17 protein-coding genes are annotated in these 17329 nt (G+C 57.0%); 4 read left to right on the top strand and 13 right to left on the bottom strand.

Annotated elements, in window-relative coordinates:
• The first annotated feature begins 34 nt into the window (after positions 1 to 34).
• The gene (gene rumB / locus VW41_06975) at positions 35 to 1165 is read left to right on the top strand and encodes a 23S rRNA methyltransferase (GenBank protein AJZ88791.1); all 1131 of its coding nucleotides are present in this window, start codon (positions 35 to 37) and stop codon (positions 1163 to 1165) included.
• A 615-nt stretch (positions 1166 to 1780) separates the two neighbouring features.
• Here the strand turns inward: rumB and VW41_06980 are convergent.
• The 6 genes from VW41_06980 to VW41_07005 all read right to left on the bottom strand — a co-directional run bounded on the left by VW41_06980 (position 1781) and on the right by VW41_07005 (position 6293).
• Complete coding sequence (locus VW41_06980) at positions 1781 to 2512, bottom strand: arginine ABC transporter substrate-binding protein (GenBank protein AJZ88792.1); 732 nt, start codon at positions 2510 to 2512, stop codon at positions 1781 to 1783.
• Positions 2513 to 2667: 155 nt separating this feature from the next.
• Positions 2668 to 3336: an arginine transporter permease subunit ArtM gene (artM, locus tag VW41_06985; protein AJZ88793.1), complete on the bottom strand. Its 669-nt coding sequence runs from the start codon at positions 3334 to 3336 to the stop codon at positions 2668 to 2670.
• On the bottom strand, positions 3336 to 4052 hold the full coding sequence (locus VW41_06990) for an arginine transporter permease subunit ArtQ (protein AJZ88794.1): 717 nt from the start codon (positions 4050 to 4052) through the stop codon (positions 3336 to 3338). Before VW41_06990 ends, artM begins: the two co-directional genes overlap by 1 nt.
• Positions 4053 to 4060: 8 nt before the next feature.
• Positions 4061 to 4792 carry an arginine ABC transporter substrate-binding protein gene (locus tag VW41_06995; GenBank protein AJZ88795.1) on the bottom strand — a complete coding sequence of 244 codons (732 nt, stop codon included), beginning with the start codon at positions 4790 to 4792 and terminating at the stop codon, positions 4061 to 4063.
• Between the two features lie 20 nt (positions 4793 to 4812).
• On the bottom strand, positions 4813 to 5541 hold the full coding sequence (locus tag VW41_07000) for an arginine ABC transporter ATP-binding protein (protein ID AJZ88796.1): 729 nt from the start codon (positions 5539 to 5541) through the stop codon (positions 4813 to 4815).
• 227 nt (positions 5542 to 5768) lie between these two features.
• Positions 5769 to 6293 carry a lipoprotein gene (locus VW41_07005; protein AJZ88797.1) on the bottom strand — a complete coding sequence of 175 codons (525 nt, stop codon included), beginning with the start codon at positions 6291 to 6293 and terminating at the stop codon, positions 5769 to 5771.
• Between the two features lie 108 nt (positions 6294 to 6401).
• On the opposite strand from VW41_07005, the gene VW41_07010 reads away from it, so the two are divergent.
• On the top strand, positions 6402 to 6725 hold the full coding sequence (locus tag VW41_07010) for a hypothetical protein (GenBank protein AJZ88798.1): 324 nt from the start codon (positions 6402 to 6404) through the stop codon (positions 6723 to 6725).
• On the top strand, positions 6722 to 7552 hold the full coding sequence (locus tag VW41_07015) for an N-acetylmuramoyl-L-alanine amidase amid (GenBank protein AJZ88799.1): 831 nt from the start codon (positions 6722 to 6724) through the stop codon (positions 7550 to 7552). Before VW41_07010 ends, VW41_07015 begins: the two co-directional genes overlap by 4 nt.
• Here the strand turns inward: VW41_07015 and VW41_07020 are convergent.
• The 4 genes from VW41_07020 to VW41_07035 all read right to left on the bottom strand — a co-directional run bounded on the left by VW41_07020 (position 7549) and on the right by VW41_07035 (position 12903).
• A complete protein-coding gene (locus VW41_07020) occupies positions 7549 to 8559 on the bottom strand; it encodes a hypothetical protein (GenBank protein ID AJZ88800.1) in 1011 nt (336 codons plus the stop codon). The genes VW41_07015 and VW41_07020 overlap by 4 nt on opposite strands.
• Before the next feature lie 88 nt (positions 8560 to 8647).
• A complete protein-coding gene (locus VW41_07025; protein AJZ88801.1) occupies positions 8648 to 10099 on the bottom strand; it encodes a hypothetical protein in 1452 nt (483 codons plus the stop codon).
• Positions 10100 to 10114: 15 nt separating this feature from the next.
• Positions 10115 to 11116, bottom strand: a complete 1002-nt coding sequence (locus VW41_07030) for a threonine aldolase (GenBank protein ID AJZ88802.1) — start codon at positions 11114 to 11116, stop codon at positions 10115 to 10117.
• A gap of 65 nt (positions 11117 to 11181) precedes the next feature.
• Positions 11182 to 12903, bottom strand: a complete 1722-nt coding sequence (locus tag VW41_07035; protein ID AJZ88803.1) for a pyruvate dehydrogenase — start codon at positions 12901 to 12903, stop codon at positions 11182 to 11184.
• Positions 12904 to 13053: 150 nt separating this feature from the next.
• On the opposite strand from VW41_07035, the gene VW41_07040 reads away from it, so the two are divergent.
• Complete coding sequence (locus VW41_07040) at positions 13054 to 13485, top strand: GntR family transcriptional regulator (protein ID AJZ88804.1); 432 nt, start codon at positions 13054 to 13056, stop codon at positions 13483 to 13485.
• Between the two features lie 35 nt (positions 13486 to 13520).
• Here the strand turns inward: VW41_07040 and VW41_07045 are convergent, their stop codons facing one another.
• The 3 genes from VW41_07045 to VW41_07055 form a co-directional block, all read right to left on the bottom strand.
• Entirely contained in the window at positions 13521 to 14489 is a 969-nt protein-coding gene (locus VW41_07045; GenBank protein AJZ88805.1) for an HCP oxidoreductase, read from the bottom strand.
• A 9-nt stretch (positions 14490 to 14498) separates the two neighbouring features.
• Complete coding sequence (locus tag VW41_07050; GenBank protein ID AJZ88806.1) at positions 14499 to 16151, bottom strand: hydroxylamine reductase; 1653 nt, start codon at positions 16149 to 16151, stop codon at positions 14499 to 14501.
• A gap of 141 nt (positions 16152 to 16292) precedes the next feature.
• Positions 16293 to 17192 (bottom strand): membrane protein, encoded by a 900-nt coding sequence (locus tag VW41_07055; GenBank protein ID AJZ88807.1) that lies wholly within the window; start codon positions 17190 to 17192, stop codon positions 16293 to 16295.
• Positions 17193 to 17329: the final 137 nt, after the last annotated feature.

The following is a 17329-nucleotide window of genomic DNA, read 5'->3' on the forward strand; positions in this document are numbered from 1 at the left end:
AATCTGCGCCCTCGTTTTTTCTCAGGGTTTTTCTATGCAATGCGCGCTCTATGATGCCGGCCGGTGTCGCTCCTGCCAGTGGATTGAACTGCAGGTTGAAGACCAGCTTCTCGCTAAAATGACCGATCTCCGGCAACTGCTGGAAGGCATTATGGTGGGCGAGTGGTGCCAGCCGGTCAGCGGCCCTGAGCAGGCATTTCGCAATAAAGCCAAAATGGTGGTCAGCGGCAGCGTGGAAAAACCGCTGCTGGGGATGCTACACCGTGACGGTACGCCCGAAGATTTAACCGACTGCCCGCTTTATCCTGCCTCATTTGAACCTGTCTTTGCGGCGCTGAAGCCCTTTATTGCCCGCGCGGGCTTAACGCCTTATAACGTAGCGCGTAAGCGGGGGGAGCTTAAGTATCTGCTGCTAACCGAAAGCCAGGCCGATGGCGGTATGATGTTGCGCTTTGTCCTGCGTTCGCAAAGCAAATTGGAGCAGCTACAAGCGGCACTGCCGTGGCTTCAGCAGCAGCTGCCACAGCTGAAAGTGATTTCGGCCAACATTCAGCCGGTGCACATGGCCATTATGGAAGGCGAACAGGAAATTCCGCTAACCGAACAGCGTGCGCTCGAAGAAGTCTTCAACGGCGTGCCGCTTTATATTCGCCCGCAAAGTTTCTTCCAGACTAACCCCCAGGTTGCGTCCCGGCTGTACGCCACCGCCCGTGACTGGGTGCGTGCGCTCCCCGTCAACCATATGTGGGATCTATTCTGCGGTGTGGGGGGATTTGGCCTGCACTGTGCCACGCCGGAGATGAAGCTAACCGGCATCGAAATTGCACCAGAGGCGATTGCCAGCGCAAAGCAGTCGGCCGAAAAACTGGGTCTGCATAATATTCATTTTCAGGCGCTGGATTCCACCCGGTTCGCCGTTGCCCAGCGGGATATTCCGCAATTGGTGCTGGTTAACCCCCCGCGCCGTGGGATAGGCAAAGCGCTGTGCGATTATCTGACGCAGATGGCCCCGGCGTTTATCGTCTACTCCAGCTGCAACGCGCAGACCATGGCGAAGGATATTCAGATGCTGCCCGGTTACCGGGTAGTGCGTACCCAACTGTTTGATATGTTCCCGCACACTTCGCATTACGAAGTGTTGACGCTGCTGGAGCGTTGTCCCTAACCCTGGCATTCGTACCGGCGGTCTCGGCTAAGGTTCCGTTCACTTCCAGCCCTGTTTCATATATCCCCCCCGAACCGGTGAACGACTCGGGGAAGTCACCGTCACTTCCCCGAGACCCCGGACTCCCGGCCAAATAAATCGACCGCTAAAGCGGCAGACCTCCGTTTTATCTCCTGGTCCTGGGGCGGCCGAGATGCGTTCCCGACGCTCTCCCTGGAAGGGAGAGGGAATAAACATGATTCCACGTCGGCTGTTTTCCCCCTCTCCCTCCGGGAGAGGGCCGGGGTGAGGGTTGAATTGCCTCCCGGCTCTCATCGCCCCCGACTATGACCCAACTCAGGCGGGGTTGAGCTGCGGGGAGCAGCGAAAGAGAGCGATCGTTGGGAACGAATTGCGAACGACCCCGAATGTTTGGGTGATAACCGGTGGGGTTACCGCTTCAGAGGCGATGAGTTCGCCGGGCGCGGGGGGCTTCCGGGGGATGGCGTTATCCCCCGGACAGGTTCACTACGCTCGGTGACAGCATATGAGCTTGTATTTGAGGTGAACGGAATCTTATCGGGCCTTACATAAAACATATTTGTGACTAAGGAGCGGCCCGGAGTGAGAACAAATTTACTGCGGGAACCACTGATTGCTGATCTTCTGGTAAGTCCCGTCCGCTTTAATCGCCGCCAGGGCGTCGTTCAGCTTCTTCAACAGCGCCTGATTATCCGGGCGAACCGCAATTCCTAAACCGGTGCCAAAGTACTGCGCGTCGGTTACATGCTCACCCACGGTGCCTAACTGCGGGTTGGTCTTCAGCCATTCGTTCACCACGGCGGTATCGCCAAACACGCCATCAATACGGCCATTTTTCAGATCAATAATTGCGTTCTGGTAGCTGTCGTAGGAGACGGTTTTCACCTCAGGGTGTTTATCCTGCAGGTATTTCTGGTGCGTGGTGCCGTTTTCCATCCCGATGCGTTTGCCCTTGAGCTCATCCAGCGAAGTAAACTGGCCTTTTTTTGCAATCACCACCGCCGAGTTGGCGTAGTACGGATTGGTAAAGGCGACCTGTTTGGCGCGTTCAGGCGTGATATCCATCCCGGAAATAACGGCGTCGTATTTACGGAACTTCAGGGAAGGGATCAGACTGTCGAATGCGTGGTTGGTGAAGGTACATTCAGCCTGCATTTGTTTGCATAATGCTTTGGCCAGATCGATATCGAAACCAACGATCTGATTGCTTGCATCCAGAGATTCAAAAGGAGGATAGGTTGCCGAAGAGCCGAAGTTGATTTTCTCCGCTGCAGCCGCGCTGAATGCGGTTGTAGCGAACATAGCGGCTAACAGTAACTTTTTCATGCGTGTTGCTCCTGTCTGTCAATATTGTTTTAAGTCGCCGTTTCCCGGCGTCAAACCACCATGCCAAAGTGTGAATTTATATTCAATAAAAATGTATATTTATATTTTTCTGGGCGTAAAAAAAGCGGGTTGCCCCGCTTTTCGTGTTAGCTTTTCTAGCTGCGGCGCTCAAAGGCCAGCGCCCGGCGTTCAATCAGGCGCATCAGCAGCGTAAGCAGCCCGTTGACGATGAGGTAGACAAGACCGGCTGCACCGAAGACCGTCACATCATAGGTGCGGCCATACAGAAGCTGCCCGTAGCCCATCACTTCCATCAGCGTAATGGTGTAGGCCAGGGAGGTGCTCTTAAACACCAGCACGACTTCGTTCGAGTAAGACGAGAGTGCGCGCTTGAAGGCATAAGGCAGCAGGATGGCCAGCGTGTCTTTCTTGCTCATCCCCAGGGCACTGCAGGACTGCCACTGACCTTCCGGTATGGCGCGAATAGCCCCGTAAAACAGCTGCGTGGTATACGCGGCGCTGTTAAGCGACAGCGCAATTAACGCGCACAGCCATGGTTCGGAAAGCAGATGCCATAGCACGGGATAATGCTGAAGCGACGGGAACTGCCCTGGGCCATAGTAAATCAGGAAGATCTGCACCAGCAGCGGCGTGCCGGTAAACAGCGTGATGTAGGCGCGCACAATGTGCACCAGCCCTGGCGTTTTCAACGTCAGAACGATGGTGAAAAGCAGCGACAGCACCAATGCTACGGCAATGGAAGCGGCGGTGAGCGTCAGGCTGGTGTGCAGACCCTTCATCAGCTCTGGTAAATACTCGAGCATCAGCCAGGTCTCCGTTCAAAGCGCGTGGCGCGCAAATCGATACGCTTCAGGATGTACTGACTCAGCAGGGTGATGACCAGATAAATGGCCGCGGCAATCACGTACCAGGTAAAGGGTTCCTGCGTGCGCGTGGCGATACTTTTGGTTTGCAGCATCAGGTCATTCACGCTGATAAGCGACACCAGCGCGGTGTCCTTCAGCAACACCAGCCACTGGTTACCGAGGCCCGGCAGCGCGTGGCGCCACATCTGCGGCATCACCAGCCGGAAGAAAATAGCGGTTTTGGATAATCCCAGCGCCTGACCCGATTCCCATTGCCCAATTGGTACTGCTTTGAGCGCGCCGCGCAGCGTCTGCGAAGCATAGGCGGAATATAGCAGGGAGAGAGCAATCACGCCGCAAAGGAACGGGCTGACGTCAAAGTTCTCAATCTCCATTTTGACCGGAATGGCGGTAAAACCGAGGTTGAGGGTAAAACCGTCAGAGAGTATCAGCAGCAGCTGGGAGGAGCCGAAGTAGATAAACAGCACCACCAGAATTTCAGGCAGGCCGCGGAATAGTGTGACCAGCCCGGAGCCTATCCATGCCACCGGGCGCCATTTGGCGGATTCCCAGACGGCAAAGATCATCGCCAGCACGAGGCCGACGATGAGGGCACAAACGGCAAGGCCGACGGTCATCCCGGCGGCGCTTGCTAATGGAAACAATTCGTTCATCGAGTCGATTACTTCTGGAACCATTTGTCGTAGATGGCTTTGTAGGTGCCGTCTTGTTTCACTTTGTCCAGCGCGGCGTTGAATTTGCTCTGCAGGTCAGTGTTGCCCTGGCGCAGGGCGATGCCGAGGCCGGTACCGAAGTAATCTTTGTCGGTCACTTTGTCACCCACTGCAACCAGTTCCGGGCTGGCTTTCAGCCACTCGGTCACCACGGCGGTATCGCCGAAGACAGCGTCGATACGGCCGTTCTGCAGATCCAGCTTAGCGTTCTGGTAGCTGTCGTAAGGCACGGTGGTGATTTCCGGATGCTTGTCGGTGATGTATTTCTGGTGAGTGGTGCCGTTCTGGATGCCCACTTTCTTGCCTTTCAGCGCGGCAATATCGGCATATTTGCCCTTCACGCCCACAAACAGCGCGGAGTTGTCGTAGTAAGGTTTAGTGAACAGAACCTGCTTTTCACGCTCAGGGGTGATGTCCATCCCCGCCATCACCGCGTCAATACGGCGGAATTTCAGGCTCGGGATCAGGCTGTCGAACGCCTGGTTGGTGAAGGTACAGGTGGCATCGATCTGCTTGCACAGGGCGTTAGCCAGGTCAACGTCAAAGCCGACGATCTTGTTGTTGGCGTCGATAGACTCAAACGGAGGGTAAGAGGCTTCGGTAGCAAAACGGATAGTCTGTGCGGCGGTAGCAGAAAGGCTCAGAGTGGCTAAAAGAGTGGCCAGCAAAACTTTTTTCATTGTCGTTTTCCCGTTCAACATCAGTGAGAGAGATAGAATTTAAACGCATCGGTTTGCGGGTCAGCAAAGCAGCTGGCATCACCTTGTTCGATGATGTGGCCGTTTTCCATATACACCACGCGGCTGGCGGTTTTACGCGCCACTTCTACTTCATGGGTCACGATGACCTGAGTAATGTTTGTTTCCGCCAGTTCGCGGATAATGCTAACGATCTGCGCGGTAATTTCCGGATCCAGGGCGGCGGTTGGCTCATCAAACAGCAGAACCTGCGGCTCCATCATCAGGGCGCGAGCAATCGCGACGCGCTGCTGTTGGCCGCCGGAAAGGTGCAGCGGATAGCGGTCCATGTAGGGCTTCAGACGCAGGCGTTCAAGCAGTTTGTCGGCGCGTTCACGCGCTTTATCTTTGCTTAACCCTAGCACGCGGCAAGGCGCTTCAATCAGGTTTTGCAGCACGGTGAGGTGCGGCCACAGATTGTATTGCTGGAAGACCATGCCGACGTTCTGGCGCAGATCGCGAATCGCTTTGTCACCGGGAGCTTTGGCGAAGTCGAAAGTCGTGCCCGCAATGCTGAGTTTGCCGGAACGCGGCATCTCAAGCAGGTTAAGAACGCGCAGCAGAGAGCTCTTGCCGGCACCGCTCGGGCCCAGCAACACCAGTGTCTCGCCCTGCGGGCAATGTAGTGTGATATCGAACAGCGCCTGATGGGCACCGTAAAAGCAATTAATGCTGTCTAGTTGAATACTCATGCGCTGAAGTTGAATAGCAATTGAGGCCGCAAAGGGTACCTTTAACAGAATAGTTATGCAATCTTTGTGCGTTAAAACTTATAAACAACGGCTTACCTTGCCTAAAGTTAGCACAAAATATCGAGGCGGGTGGTGGCTAAGTATAAAAAACCGAGATCCCTGAATATACCAGACTATTTACAGGGGTTACGTTTCTCCCACCCGCATAGCGTAAGCATAAATTGCCGCTATTTCCCTTCAACTGCCTGACGCAGCGTGCCGGTTGGCGCGTGGCTCGCCGCCCCGAGATAACGCACATCGTCCACCGTCCAGCACTGGCCTTCGCGGACCATCAGTACTTCATCTTTCCAGGTCTGACTGCCGCGGGTTAGCTCGACGCGCAGAGGAATATTGCGGGCATCGGTGTTCGGAATCGTTGACGCCGAAGCTACGCTGGCTTTGTCAGGCCCTTCTGACCGGCTGGAGAAAATATCGCTGCGGGTAAACGCGCTTTGCGCGGCAGGAGAACTGCTGGATTTTTGCAGGAGCTGGAACAGGGAATCGCTCAGATAAGGGCGCAGCGCGGCAACGGAGTTCAGGCCTTCGCCCTTGTGCGCGATACGGTAATCATAGAACTGCTGAGCGACGTCATCCGGGCCGCCGCTGACGCAGGGGCCGCTGCGGGTGCCAATGTCTTTGAAGGCCGGGGTGACGCTGGTACAGGCCGACAACACCAGCGCACAGGGGAGAAGAGCCAAAGCTGAGCTGCGCATTTTTATTTCCTTATTTTCTCAGGAGGACTACCTTAGCATAGCGTACTGGCTCAAAATCGCGTGGCGATTGCCGGGCTAACGTGTTGATGGCAAAGAGAGGAGAACGTGATGCAGTTTACGACGACGCCAGGCCTGGAAGGCCACACCATTACTGAATACTGCGGCGTGGTCACCGGGGAGGCTATCCTGGGGGCCAATATTTTCCGCGATTTTTTTGCCGGGGTTCGCGACATCGTCGGCGGTCGCTCCGGGGCTTATGAGAAAGAGTTACGCAAAGCGCGGGACATCGCATTTCGTGAAATTCAGGAACAGGCCGAAAGCCTGGGCGCCAATGCGGTGGTCGGGATTGATATCGACTATGAAACCGTCGGCAAGGACGGCAGTATGCTGATGGTTTGCGTCAGCGGGACGGCGGTGAAAACGCGTAAATGAAAACCAGGATCTTAGCGCTTGCCCTGGCGCTGTTGCTGGCGGGCTGCGCCGGCCAAAAAGGGATTGTCGATCGGGGGAGCTATAAGGTGGACACCACGCGCCAGGCGCAGGCCGCCTACCCGCGGATAAAGATTCTGGTGATTCACTACACAGCGGATGACTTTTCGGGCTCGCTCTCGACGCTGACCGACCGTAACGTCAGCGCCCATTATCTGGTCCCGGCTAACCCGCCGCTGTCCGGTGGGAAACCCGTTGTCTGGCAGCTTGTGCCGGAAGAACAGCTAGCCTGGCATGCCGGGGTCAGTTTCTGGCGCGGTGCGACGCGGATTAACGACACGTCCGTGGGCATTGAGCTGGAAAACCAGGGCTACACGCGGGTGGGGGGTATTCAGCGCTTCTACCCATTCAGACAGCCGCAGATTGCGGTGCTTGAAGATTTAGCTAAGCAGATTATTGCGCGCTATAACATTGCGCCGCAGAACGTAGTGGCTCACGGAGATATCGCGCCGCAGCGCAAGGTTGATCCGGGCCCGTTGTTCCCCTGGAAGCAATTTGCGGACAACGGGATTGGCGCATGGCCGGACGCCGCAAGAGTGGCATTTTACCTTAACGGCCGCGGGCCGCTGCAGCCGGTGGATAAAAAAGATCTGCTGGATGTGCTTTCCCGCTATGGCTACGAAGTGCTTCCGGGCATGACTGATGCGCAGCAGAAAAGGGTGATTACCGCCTTCCAGATGCACTTCCGCCCGGCCAACTATAGCGGCGAGGCGGATGCTGAGAGCCTGGCGATTGCCGAGGCATTACTGGAAAAATACGGCCAGGGCTAGCCTCGGTGCAGCGTGCCGTGATCTTTCAACCACAGCGCGGTACGGCGAATGCCTTCATCAAGGGTAACGATAGGCTGGTACCCCAGCTCCGTTTCCGCGCGCGTGGTGTCCAGGGTTAAGTCGAAGTTCAGCTTGGAGACGCCGTAGTGCGTGAGCACCGGTTCTTTGGCCGATTTATTGCCAAAGTGCTCCAGGCTCCGGGCGATGATATCGAGCATCGGATACGGCACCGAGCGAATGCGGCATTTGATGCCCAGTTCGTCGATCAGCTTCTGCACGATAGTCCGCAGCGGGCGCGCTTCCATATTGGTGATGTTGTAGGCGCGACCAGAAGGTAAATCCTGTTTCTGCGTCGCCAGCCACATCGCGTGCACTGCGTTTTCCAGATAGGTCATATCCACCAGCGCATCGCCCCCGCGCGGTAGCAGCACGCTGCCGTAGTGACGCATCATCTGCACCAGGCGCGGGAAAAACACTTTGTCGTGCGGGCCAAACAGGCTTTGTGGCCGTAGGATGGTAAAGCGCGTGTTCGGGTTGGCCTGCGCCAGCAGCTGGATCACCTCTTCGCTGGCGGCTTTGCTGCGGGCAAATTCGTTGGCGAAGCGCACCGGGCGAAAATCTTCGCTGATGTTTCGGTGATGATGGTAGTCGAAGTAGAGCGACGGCGATGAGATATGAATAAAGTCACGCACGCCCCAGGCCACGGCCCATTCGCCCAGTCGGCGGGTCGCGCGGACGTTGGCGAGGTCGAAGGCCTGCTGGGTGCCCCAGGGCGAGGTGAAGCTGGAGCAGTGCCAGAGCGTATCGACGTCCGCGAGCATCACCTTTGCCTGGGAGGAGACCAGCTCCGTCAGGTCGGCATGGACAAATTCGGCGCCCATTTTCTGCAGCAGTTTGCCCATAGCTTCGTTGCGTCCGGTTGCCCGAACGCTGATGCCCCTGGCGCGTAAATACTCGACCGCGTTTCGGCCTAAACCGCTGGTGGCGCCCGTGACCAGTACCTTCATGTGACCAACTCGTTATGTTTGAGATTAACGCTGCGCATTTTTCCGTGAAACGGCAGCGCATGCAATGGGAATACTGAAAGATTAGGAGCTAACTTCTCTTTTTGATCGAGTTTTGTTCCGCTAAATGAACAATTCGCCGCGCCATTCCCTTAAAGATAAATAAATGGGCGGGGATCATCGCCAGCCAGTAGAGCAAACCGGCGCAGCCGTGAGGGTGCCACCAGGCTCTGACGTCCAGCCGACGCTGGTTGCCGTCATCCTGTAAGGTGAACGAGAGTCGCCCGAGACCCGGGGCCTTCATGCCGAACAGCAGCGTCAGTTCTTTTTCCGGCTCGGCGATAATTACTTTCCAGCTATCCACGGGGTCGCCCACGTCGAGCAGGGCTTTGTCAGGCCGGCCTTTGGCCAGCTGATGCCCCATCAATCGATCCATCAGCGCGCGGGTTTTCCACAGTGCGTTGCCAAAAAAGTAGCCATCTTTGCCGCCAAGCTGGTTAATGACCCGCCAGAGCGAAGAGAGAGAGGCCCGGGTGGTCAGCGTGCAGCCCGCCTGTTTAGCAAAAAAACCGTAGTCGGGTCGCCAGCGGGCAAAAGCCTGGGCGTCGTAGCCCCAGTCCTGGGAGTTGACGAGCCTGTGTTCGTTCGCCAGCGTCAGGCGCACGGCGTCGTCAAAAGTGATGAGCTGCTGCGGGATGCACTCCCGCAGACTACGATCGTCCGCCAGCAAATCGTGTTCAAGCCCCTGAATCAGGGCTTTAGCAATGCCGGGTGGCACCGAGGTGATGACGTTCAGAAACCATACAGAAATCCAGCTGGTGGGGAGTGGAATGGGGATCAGCGGGCGACGGCGGCCGCTGATAGCCATAAAGCGCTCAAACTGTTGCTGATAGCTCAGGACTTCCGGCCCGGCGGCTTCAAACAGGCGATGCCCGGTTGCCGGATGATCCAGCAGTGCGACGAGATAATGCAGCAGATTATCCAAAGCAATCGGTGAAGTCCGGGAGCGTACCCAGTGCGGTGGCGTCAGCACCGGCAGGTTGTAAACCATATCCCGCATGACTTCGAAGGCCGCTGAGCCTGCGCCAACGATAATTCCTGCCCGCAGTTCGGTGACCGGCACGCCGGAATCACGCAAGATATCCGCGGTGATCTGCCGTGCCTTAAGGTGCTTCGAGTGGGTTGACCCGCTTTTGGCCTGTAATGAGCTGAGGAAAATGACCTGCTTGACCGGATGCTCGGTCAGCGCGTCGCGCATATTCAGCGCCGCCTGGCGTTCGAACTCAAGAAAATCATCCCCGTCGCCCATGCTGTGGATCAGGTAATAAACGGTGTCTACACCTTCGAGCAGGGCGCCCAGGCGATGCGGCCAGTGTAAATCTACGTGCCTGCATTCCACGCCCTGCCAGGGTTGTTTCTTCAGCCAGTCTATGCGGCGGGCAGCGGCGGTGACGTGATGCCCCGCCGCCACGAGTAACGGCACCAGGTGCTGGCCAATGTAGCCGCTGGCGCCGAGGACCACTATCCTTTGAGGTTCTGCCATCGTCCCTGATCCCCGTTAGTTTTGCAGGAAGCTGCGCCAGTGGGCGACGACTTCAGCCAACTGGCTGCGGGTGACGTCCAGATGGGTAACCAGACGCGTGGCCGGGCCTGCACTGATGATTATGCCGCGCTCGCGCATATATGGCCCTAAATCTTCCGCTTCTTCCGCCGTCATGCGTACAAATACCATATTGGTATCCTGGCGCATCACATCGACGCCGATTTCGCGCAGCTCACCGGCCAGCCAGTGGGCGTTGTCGTGGTCTTCTTTCAGACGCTCAACGTTATTTTTCAGCGCATACAGGCCAGCCGCCGCCAGAATGCCGGCCTGGCGCATACCGCCGCCCGTCATTTTGCGCCAACGTATTGCTCGCTTGATGTAGTCCTGGCTGCCGACCAGCAGGGAGCCTACCGGCGTGCCCAGGCCTTTTGACAGGCAAATAGTGAAGCTGTCGCAGTAGCGGGTAATCTCTTCCAGCTGACAGCCGTAGGACACCACGGCGTTAAAGATACGCGCGCCGTCAACGTGCAGCGCCAGGTTATGCTTGCGGCTGAATTCCCAGGCCTGCGCGAGGTATTCGCGCGGCAGCACTTTGCCATTATGGGTGTTTTCCAGGCTCAGCAGTTTGGTGCGGGCGAAGTGAATGTCGTCCGGTTTAATTTTTGCCGCCACTTTATCCAGCGGCAGCGTGCCGTCGCGATCCGCTTCAATGGGCTGAGGCTGAATGCTGCCCAGGACCGCTGCGCCGCCGGCTTCGTAGAGGTAGTTATGCGCGGCCTGGCCAACGATATACTCTTCGCCACGTTCGCAATGGCTTAGCAAAGCCACGAGGTTGGCCTGAGTGCCGGTGGGTAAAAACAGGGCAGCTTCTTTACCGCTGATTTTTGCCGCGTATGCCTGAAGCTCGTTGACGGTCGGATCGTCGCCGTAAACATCATCCCCGGTCGGGGCGGCCATCATTTGCTCCAGCATGGCGCGGGAAGGGCGGGTAACGGTATCGCTGCGTAAATCGATCATGACGGGTCCTTTATCGAGAGGCTGCGCCCGGACGGTTATCCGGGCGTCTGAGGCAACCTTCTTTTTTACCGGAACCAGTTGGTTTTCGCCAGCTCGATCACTTCATCTCCGCGCCCGCTGATGATGGCGCGCAGCATATACAGGCTGAATCCCTTCGCCTGCTCCAGCTTGATCTGTGGCGGGATAGCCAGCTCGTCTTTGGCGACGACGACATCGACCAGCACCGGGCCGTCGGTGCTGAAGGCCCGTTCCAGCGCGGCGTTCAGCTCTTCAGGTTTTTCAACGCGGATCCCGGTAATGCCACAGGCTTCGGCTATGCGGGCAAAGTTGGTGTCGTGCAGTTCGGTGCCGTCGGTGAGGTAGCCCCCGGCTTTCATCTCCATCGCCACAAACCCGAGCACGCTGTTGTTGAACACCACGATCTTAATCGGCAATTTCATTTGCGCCACGGACAGGAAGTCGCCCATCAGCATACTAAATCCGCCGTCGCCGCACATTGCCACCACCTGGCGATCGGGTGCGGTGGCTTTGGCGCCCAGCGCCTGGGGCATAGCGTTAGCCATTGAGCCGTGGTTAAACGATCCCAGCAGGCGGCGTTTGCCGTTCATTTTCAGGTAGCGTGCGGCCCAGACGGTGGGAGTGCCCACGTCGCAGGTAAAAATGGCGTCGTCGGCAGCGTAATGGCTGATTTGCTGCGCCAGATACTGTGGATGGATTGACTTACCTTCGGTGGGTTTCGCCAGCTCGTCCAGCCCTTCCCGCGCCTTGCGATAATCCTCCAGCGCTTTATCGAGAAAGCTGCGATTGGTTTTCTCTTCCAGCATGGGCAGCAGGGCAGACAGCGTGGCTTTGATATCACCCACCAGCGCCATGTCGACCTTGCTGTGTGCGCCGATGCTGCCAGGGTTGATATCAATCTGGATTATTTTTGCATCCGTGGGGTAGAACGCCCGATAAGGGAACTGGGTGCCGAGCAGGATCAGCGTGTCGGCGTTCATCATCGTGTGGAAGCCGGATGAGAAACCAATCAGCCCGGTCATGCCAACGTCGTAGGGATTGTCGTACTCAACGTGCTCCTTGCCGCGCAGGGCGTGAACAATGGGCGCTTTCAGCGTTGCCGCCAGTTGCACCAGCTCAGCATGTGCACCGGCGCAGCCGCTGCCGCACATCAGGGCGATATTGTCGTTGTAGCGCAGCAGCTGGGCGAGCTTTTTAAGCTCATCGTGAGGAGGAACCACAATGGGTTGTGGGGCCGGATACCAGTGCGTCGTGGCATGCTCTGGCGCTGGTTTTAGCGCCACGTCACCGGGCAACACCACCACGGAAACGCCCCGGTTCAGGATGGCTTTACGCATGGCTATCGCCAGTACCTGCGGGATCTGCTCCGGGTTAGAAACCAGTTCACAATAGTGGCTGCATTCGCGGAACAGCTCTTCGGGATGTGTTTCCTGAAAATAACCGCTGCCGATTTCGCTTGAGGGAATGTGGGCTGCAATGGCGAGAACGGGGACGTGATTGCGATGGCAGTCATAGAGGCCGTTAATCAGGTGCAGGTTGCCTGGCCCGCATGAACCGGCGCAGACAGCAAGCTCTCCGGTGAGGTGTGCTTCTGCCCCGGCAGCAAAAGCGGCAACTTCCTCATGCCGGGTTGGCATCCATTTGATGGTGCCCATCCGGTTGAGGCTGTCGCTAAGGCCGTTCAGTGAATCGCCGGTGACGCCCCAAATACGTTTCACGCCCGCGCTTTCAAGCGTTTTGGCCAGCCAGGCCGCTACGGATTGTTTCATCGGTTTTCCTTGTCCAGTGTGATAGCGCTTACAAGCTTAGTTCAATTCCACGTAAGGGCAGGTAAAGGCCTCCCTAAAATTAGGGCTATTTGTTACCGAATATTAAGCGTAAATTATTCTCGTTATCATTTTAAAGGGATGGCAATTCATATGGTTACTAAATTGTTAAATGCAGTGAATGGTGCGCTAAATAAAGACGATCTGGGAAAACTTTTGCTGCGCCTGGCGGTAGGCGGCCTGATGCTGTTCCACGGCCTGCATAAGCTGTTTGGCGGTGTGGGCGGCATTAAAGGAATGCTGGCCGCGCATGGTATCCCGGAGTTTGTCGCCTACGGCGTGCTGCTGGGCGAGGTAGTTGCGCCGCTGCTGATTATTTTGGGGATCCTGACTCGGCTGTCCGCGCTTGGGCTGGCGTGCACGATGATTGTGGCCTGGCTGCTGGTGGGCGTGGGAGAAACCTTTATGCTGGATAAAACCGGGGCATGGGGCATTGAAAGCCTGATGTACTTTTTCCTCGGCGCGCTGGCGATAGTCTTTTGCGGCGCAGGGCGTTACTCGTTTGGCAGGTCAGCCTGGCGGTAAAAGAAGAAAAGGCACCGTGAGGTGCCTTTTGAAGGTTATGCGAGTACCAGGTCGCTCTGTGGATGGCAGGAGCAGGCCAGCACGTAGCCGCTGGCAATCTCCTTTTCCGTCAGCGTCATGGTGCTCGAGACGGTATAGTCCCCGGAGATCACTTTAGTTTTACAGCAGCCGCAAACCCCGGCGCGGCAGGCGGCATTCACCGGCACACCGTTACTTTCGAGCGCGGCAAGCAGCGTGCTGCCCACCGGCGAATAAAACTCGCGCACCGGCTGGAGCGTGGTGAACTTCAGGCCATCCGTTGAGGGGGCAGCGGATGGCGTAAAGAACACTTCCTGATAAAACTCTTTCACGCCAAGCGCTTTAACTTCCTGCTCGACCAGAGTCATATAAGGCGCAGGCCCGCAGGTCATAACCGTACGGCTGGCGATTTCCGGCACTGCGGCGAGGATTTCGCGGCTCAGTCGCCCGGCAATAAAGCCGTGGGTGGCGTTGTTTTCTGCCACCAGCGTGACCGGGTAATGTCGCCATTCGTCAGCAAAAATCACGTCCTGCGGAGAGCGCACGTTGTAGATGACCTGCACGTCTGCCTGCGGGCGATGCTTTGCCAGCCAGCGACGCATGGCCATAATCGGCGTGACGCCGCAGCCTGCCGCCATCAGCAGATAGTTCTCTGACGACAGATTCTCGCAGCTAAACTCTCCCTGGGCTTCAGACAGCCACAGGTAGTCACCGACTTTCACTTCTCCGGTCAGCCACTCAGAGCCAGCGCCGCCGGCGATGCGTCGCACAGTCAGCGTAATAAACTCACTGAGGCCCGGCGTGGAAGAGATAGTGTAGGCCCGCAGCGTCTCGCTGCCGTTGCGAATACTCACCAGCGCATATTGCCCGGCTTGGTAGGGATAGAAGTCGTGGTTGATCAGCGACAGCGTCCAGACATCCGGCGTTTCCCGATGAATATGATGCACCTGCATGCGATATGGGCACAGCGGCGTTGGCATGGTCATAGTTGCTCCTTACGCGCTCATTAACTGTTGGATGTCTTGCTCAACGGTGGTGATGGCGCGCAGGCCAAATTTCTCGTTCAGCACCGCCAGCAGATTTGGCGTGAGGAAGCCCGGTGCGGTGGGACCGGTCACGATGTTGGTAACGCCGAGCGACAGCAGCGTCAGCAGAATCACAATCGCTTTTTGCTCAAACCAGGAGAGCACCAGGCTCAGCGGCAGGTCGTTCACGCCGCAGCCCAGTTTCTCGGCAAGAGTTACTGCCAGAATAATCGCCGAGTAGGCGTCGTTACACTGACCGGCATCCACCAGACGCGGCAGACCTTCAATGTTGCCGAAGTCCAGTTTGTTAAAGCGATATTTACCGCAGGCCAGGGTCAGAATCAGGCAGTCCTGCGGCACGCTGGTAGCGAAGTCAGTGAAGTAGTTACGTTCCCCGCGGGCCCCGTCGCAGCCGCCGACCAGGAAGATATGACGCAGTTTTTCACGGCTGACCAGGTCGATAAGCGTGTCAGCCGCGCCCAGTAGGGTCTGGCGGCCAAAGCCGACCGTGATCAGGTGCTCGATTTCACTGTACGGGAAGCCCGCCATTTGCTGCGCCTGGGTGATTACCGGGCCAAAGTTGTCCCCTTCCAGGTGGCTGACGCCCGGCCAGCCGACAATGCTGCGGGTCCAGATTCGATCATCGTACGCGCCCGCGGTTGGGTCGATGATGCAGTTGGAGGTCATCACTATAGGGCCAGGGAAACGCGCGAATTCGGTTTGCTGGTTCTGCCAGCCGCTGCCGTAGTTGCCGACCAGGTGTTTGAATTTACGCAGCTCTGGATAACCGTGTGCCGGGAGCATTTCGCCGTGGGTGTAGACGTTCACGCCGGTGCCTTCGGTTTGTTCGAGCAGGTTGTAGAGATCTTTCAGGTCGTGGCCGGAAATCAGGATGCACTTCCCGGCCACCGGGCGGACGTTAACCTGGGTTGGCGTTGGGTGGCCGTACTTGCCGGTTTCCCCCAGATCCAGAATGCTCATCACTTTGAAGTTCATCTGGCCGATTTCCATTGAGCAGTCCAGCAGAGCGCCCATATCTGCAGGCCAGGTGCCGAGCCACGCCATGATTTTGTGGTACTGGGCGTAGATATCGTTGTCGTACTGGCCCAGCACATGCGCGTGTTCCATATAGGCGGCAGCGCCTTTCATGCCGTACAGGCACAGCAGGCGCAGGCCAAGAATGTCTTCACCGATGTCGACTTTGTCGCGGTTAGGGGTGAATTCTGCGGCCTGGCGCTGGAGTTCGCCGAGATCGCTGCTGACCAGCTGAAGCTCTGCCATGGGGTGGGTTACGGTTGCTGCAGGATCGATAGCCAGCGTGCGGGTTTTCAGATCTTCGCGCATGGCAATGGCATCGCGGGCATAGCCTACGATGCGGGCGGAGTCGAAGTTCACGTTGGTCAGCGTGGAGAAGAAGGCCCGGGGAGCAAAGTTATCAATCTCGTGGTCGATAATACCGCGTTCGCGAGCCGCTACCGCCCAGGCTGAAAGTCCCTGCAATGTCGCGATCAGCAGATCCTGTAGGTCGGAAGTCTGGGCCGTTTTACCGCATACGCCCTGGGCATAGGCGCAGCCGTCGCCGGCTGGGGTACGAATGGTCTGTTCACATTGCACACAAAACATGATGTCACCTTAAAGTTATATTTTAAATGCATGTTTAAGGTTAGGCCGTGGTTTGACGGGTTAAAAGGACTTTTTGGTGCAACTTAAAGGGAGATTGATATAGCTCAACTTTGGCGGCAGCAGGCTACCGCCAGAGAGGTATCAGGCGGCGAAAAAGGCGATCAGCAGCGGCGTCAGCAGGCTAAGAATAAACCCGTGTACGATGGCGGCAGGCACTATTTCTACGCCGCCGCTGCGCTGCAGTACCGGCAGGGTAAAGTCCATTGAGGTGGCACCGCAAAGGCCCAGCGCCGTGGAGCGGCTGCGGCGAACAAGGGCAGGGATCAGCATAATAGCCAGCAGTTCGCGCACCAGATCGTTAAAGAAGGTGGCACTGCCAATCACCGGCCCGTAAGACTCGGTCATCAGGATCCCGGACAGCGAGTACCAGCCGAACCCGGAGGCCATAGCGAGGCCCGTTTTAATCGGCAGGCCAAGCAGCAGGGCGTTAATCACCCCGGCGACCATTGAACTCAGGACAACCACGACGGCGACTATCATACCGCGACGGTTGAGGACGATTTGCTTGATGGTCATGCCGCTGTTACGCAACTGAATACCGACCAGCAGCAGCAGGAAGATAAGCGTGTATTCGCTTGCCTCAGTGGCATGTTTCAGCACTTCGAACCCGGTCAGCCCCAGCAGGAAGCCGAGGGCCACCACGCCGCAGAGCTGCAATGACTCCAGCGCCATTGCCAGGCGTGAAGGCAGTTTTTCCTGTTTATGCTGGTGCCGCCAGGGGAGAGAACGTTCCAGCAGCAAGAGGCCGGCGATATTGCACAGCAGAATCACCGCTACGCTTATCACCGAGTAATGCAGAATAGTCAGCAAGTTGCTGGCGAGATTATCGAGAAATGCCAGGCTAATGCCCATCAGGAATAGGATCACGTAAACAATCCAGCCCAGCAGGCGGTGAATCAGCCTGAGTAAGTGGGTTTGTTTCAGTGGGATTAGGTAACCGACGAGCAACGGCACCAGGATAATAAGTAATCCTGACAGCATGGGAATGACTATCCTTGTAGTTAAAATGTTACGACGGATGTCACACTACCGAAAGAAAGGAATTGAGTCGAGTAGGGGCGAAGAAAAAGGTTGGCGAGGGGAAAAATAGAGAGAAGGCTCACCGCGGTGAGCCTTCA

The organism is Klebsiella michiganensis (assembly GCA_000963575.1).
In the GTDB taxonomy this organism is placed as follows: Bacteria; Pseudomonadota; Gammaproteobacteria; order Enterobacterales; family Enterobacteriaceae; genus Cedecea; species Cedecea michiganensis_A.

What these genes read in the sequence shown, in the direction of transcription:
- rumB (AJZ88791.1), top strand. Translation starts at nt 35, where the DNA reads ATGCAATGCGCGCTCTATGATGCCGGCCGGTGTCGCTCCTGCCAGTGG.
- VW41_06980 (AJZ88792.1), bottom strand. Translation starts at nt 2,512, where the DNA reads ATGAAAAAGTTACTGTTAGCCGCTATGTTCGCTACAACCGCATTCAGC.
- artM (AJZ88793.1), bottom strand. Translation starts at nt 3,336, where the DNA reads ATGCTCGAGTATTTACCAGAGCTGATGAAGGGTCTGCACACCAGCCTG.
- VW41_06990 (AJZ88794.1), bottom strand. Translation starts at nt 4,052, where the DNA reads ATGAACGAATTGTTTCCATTAGCAAGCGCCGCCGGGATGACCGTCGGC.
- VW41_06995 (AJZ88795.1), bottom strand. Translation starts at nt 4,792, where the DNA reads ATGAAAAAAGTTTTGCTGGCCACTCTTTTAGCCACTCTGAGCCTTTCT.
- VW41_07000 (AJZ88796.1), bottom strand. Translation starts at nt 5,541, where the DNA reads ATGAGTATTCAACTAGACAGCATTAATTGCTTTTACGGTGCCCATCAG.
- VW41_07005 (AJZ88797.1), bottom strand. Translation starts at nt 6,293, where the DNA reads ATGCGCAGCTCAGCTTTGGCTCTTCTCCCCTGTGCGCTGGTGTTGTCG.
- VW41_07010 (AJZ88798.1), top strand. Translation starts at nt 6,402, where the DNA reads ATGCAGTTTACGACGACGCCAGGCCTGGAAGGCCACACCATTACTGAA.
- VW41_07015 (AJZ88799.1), top strand. Translation starts at nt 6,722, where the DNA reads ATGAAAACCAGGATCTTAGCGCTTGCCCTGGCGCTGTTGCTGGCGGGC.
- VW41_07020 (AJZ88800.1), bottom strand. Translation starts at nt 8,559, where the DNA reads ATGAAGGTACTGGTCACGGGCGCCACCAGCGGTTTAGGCCGAAACGCG.
- VW41_07025 (AJZ88801.1), bottom strand. Translation starts at nt 10,099, where the DNA reads ATGGCAGAACCTCAAAGGATAGTGGTCCTCGGCGCCAGCGGCTACATT.
- VW41_07030 (AJZ88802.1), bottom strand. Translation starts at nt 11,116, where the DNA reads ATGATCGATTTACGCAGCGATACCGTTACCCGCCCTTCCCGCGCCATG.
- VW41_07035 (AJZ88803.1), bottom strand. Translation starts at nt 12,903, where the DNA reads ATGAAACAATCCGTAGCGGCCTGGCTGGCCAAAACGCTTGAAAGCGCG.
- VW41_07040 (AJZ88804.1), top strand. Translation starts at nt 13,054, where the DNA reads ATGGTTACTAAATTGTTAAATGCAGTGAATGGTGCGCTAAATAAAGAC.
- VW41_07045 (AJZ88805.1), bottom strand. Translation starts at nt 14,489, where the DNA reads ATGACCATGCCAACGCCGCTGTGCCCATATCGCATGCAGGTGCATCAT.
- VW41_07050 (AJZ88806.1), bottom strand. Translation starts at nt 16,151, where the DNA reads ATGTTTTGTGTGCAATGTGAACAGACCATTCGTACCCCAGCCGGCGAC.
- VW41_07055 (AJZ88807.1), bottom strand. Translation starts at nt 17,192, where the DNA reads ATGCTGTCAGGATTACTTATTATCCTGGTGCCGTTGCTCGTCGGTTAC.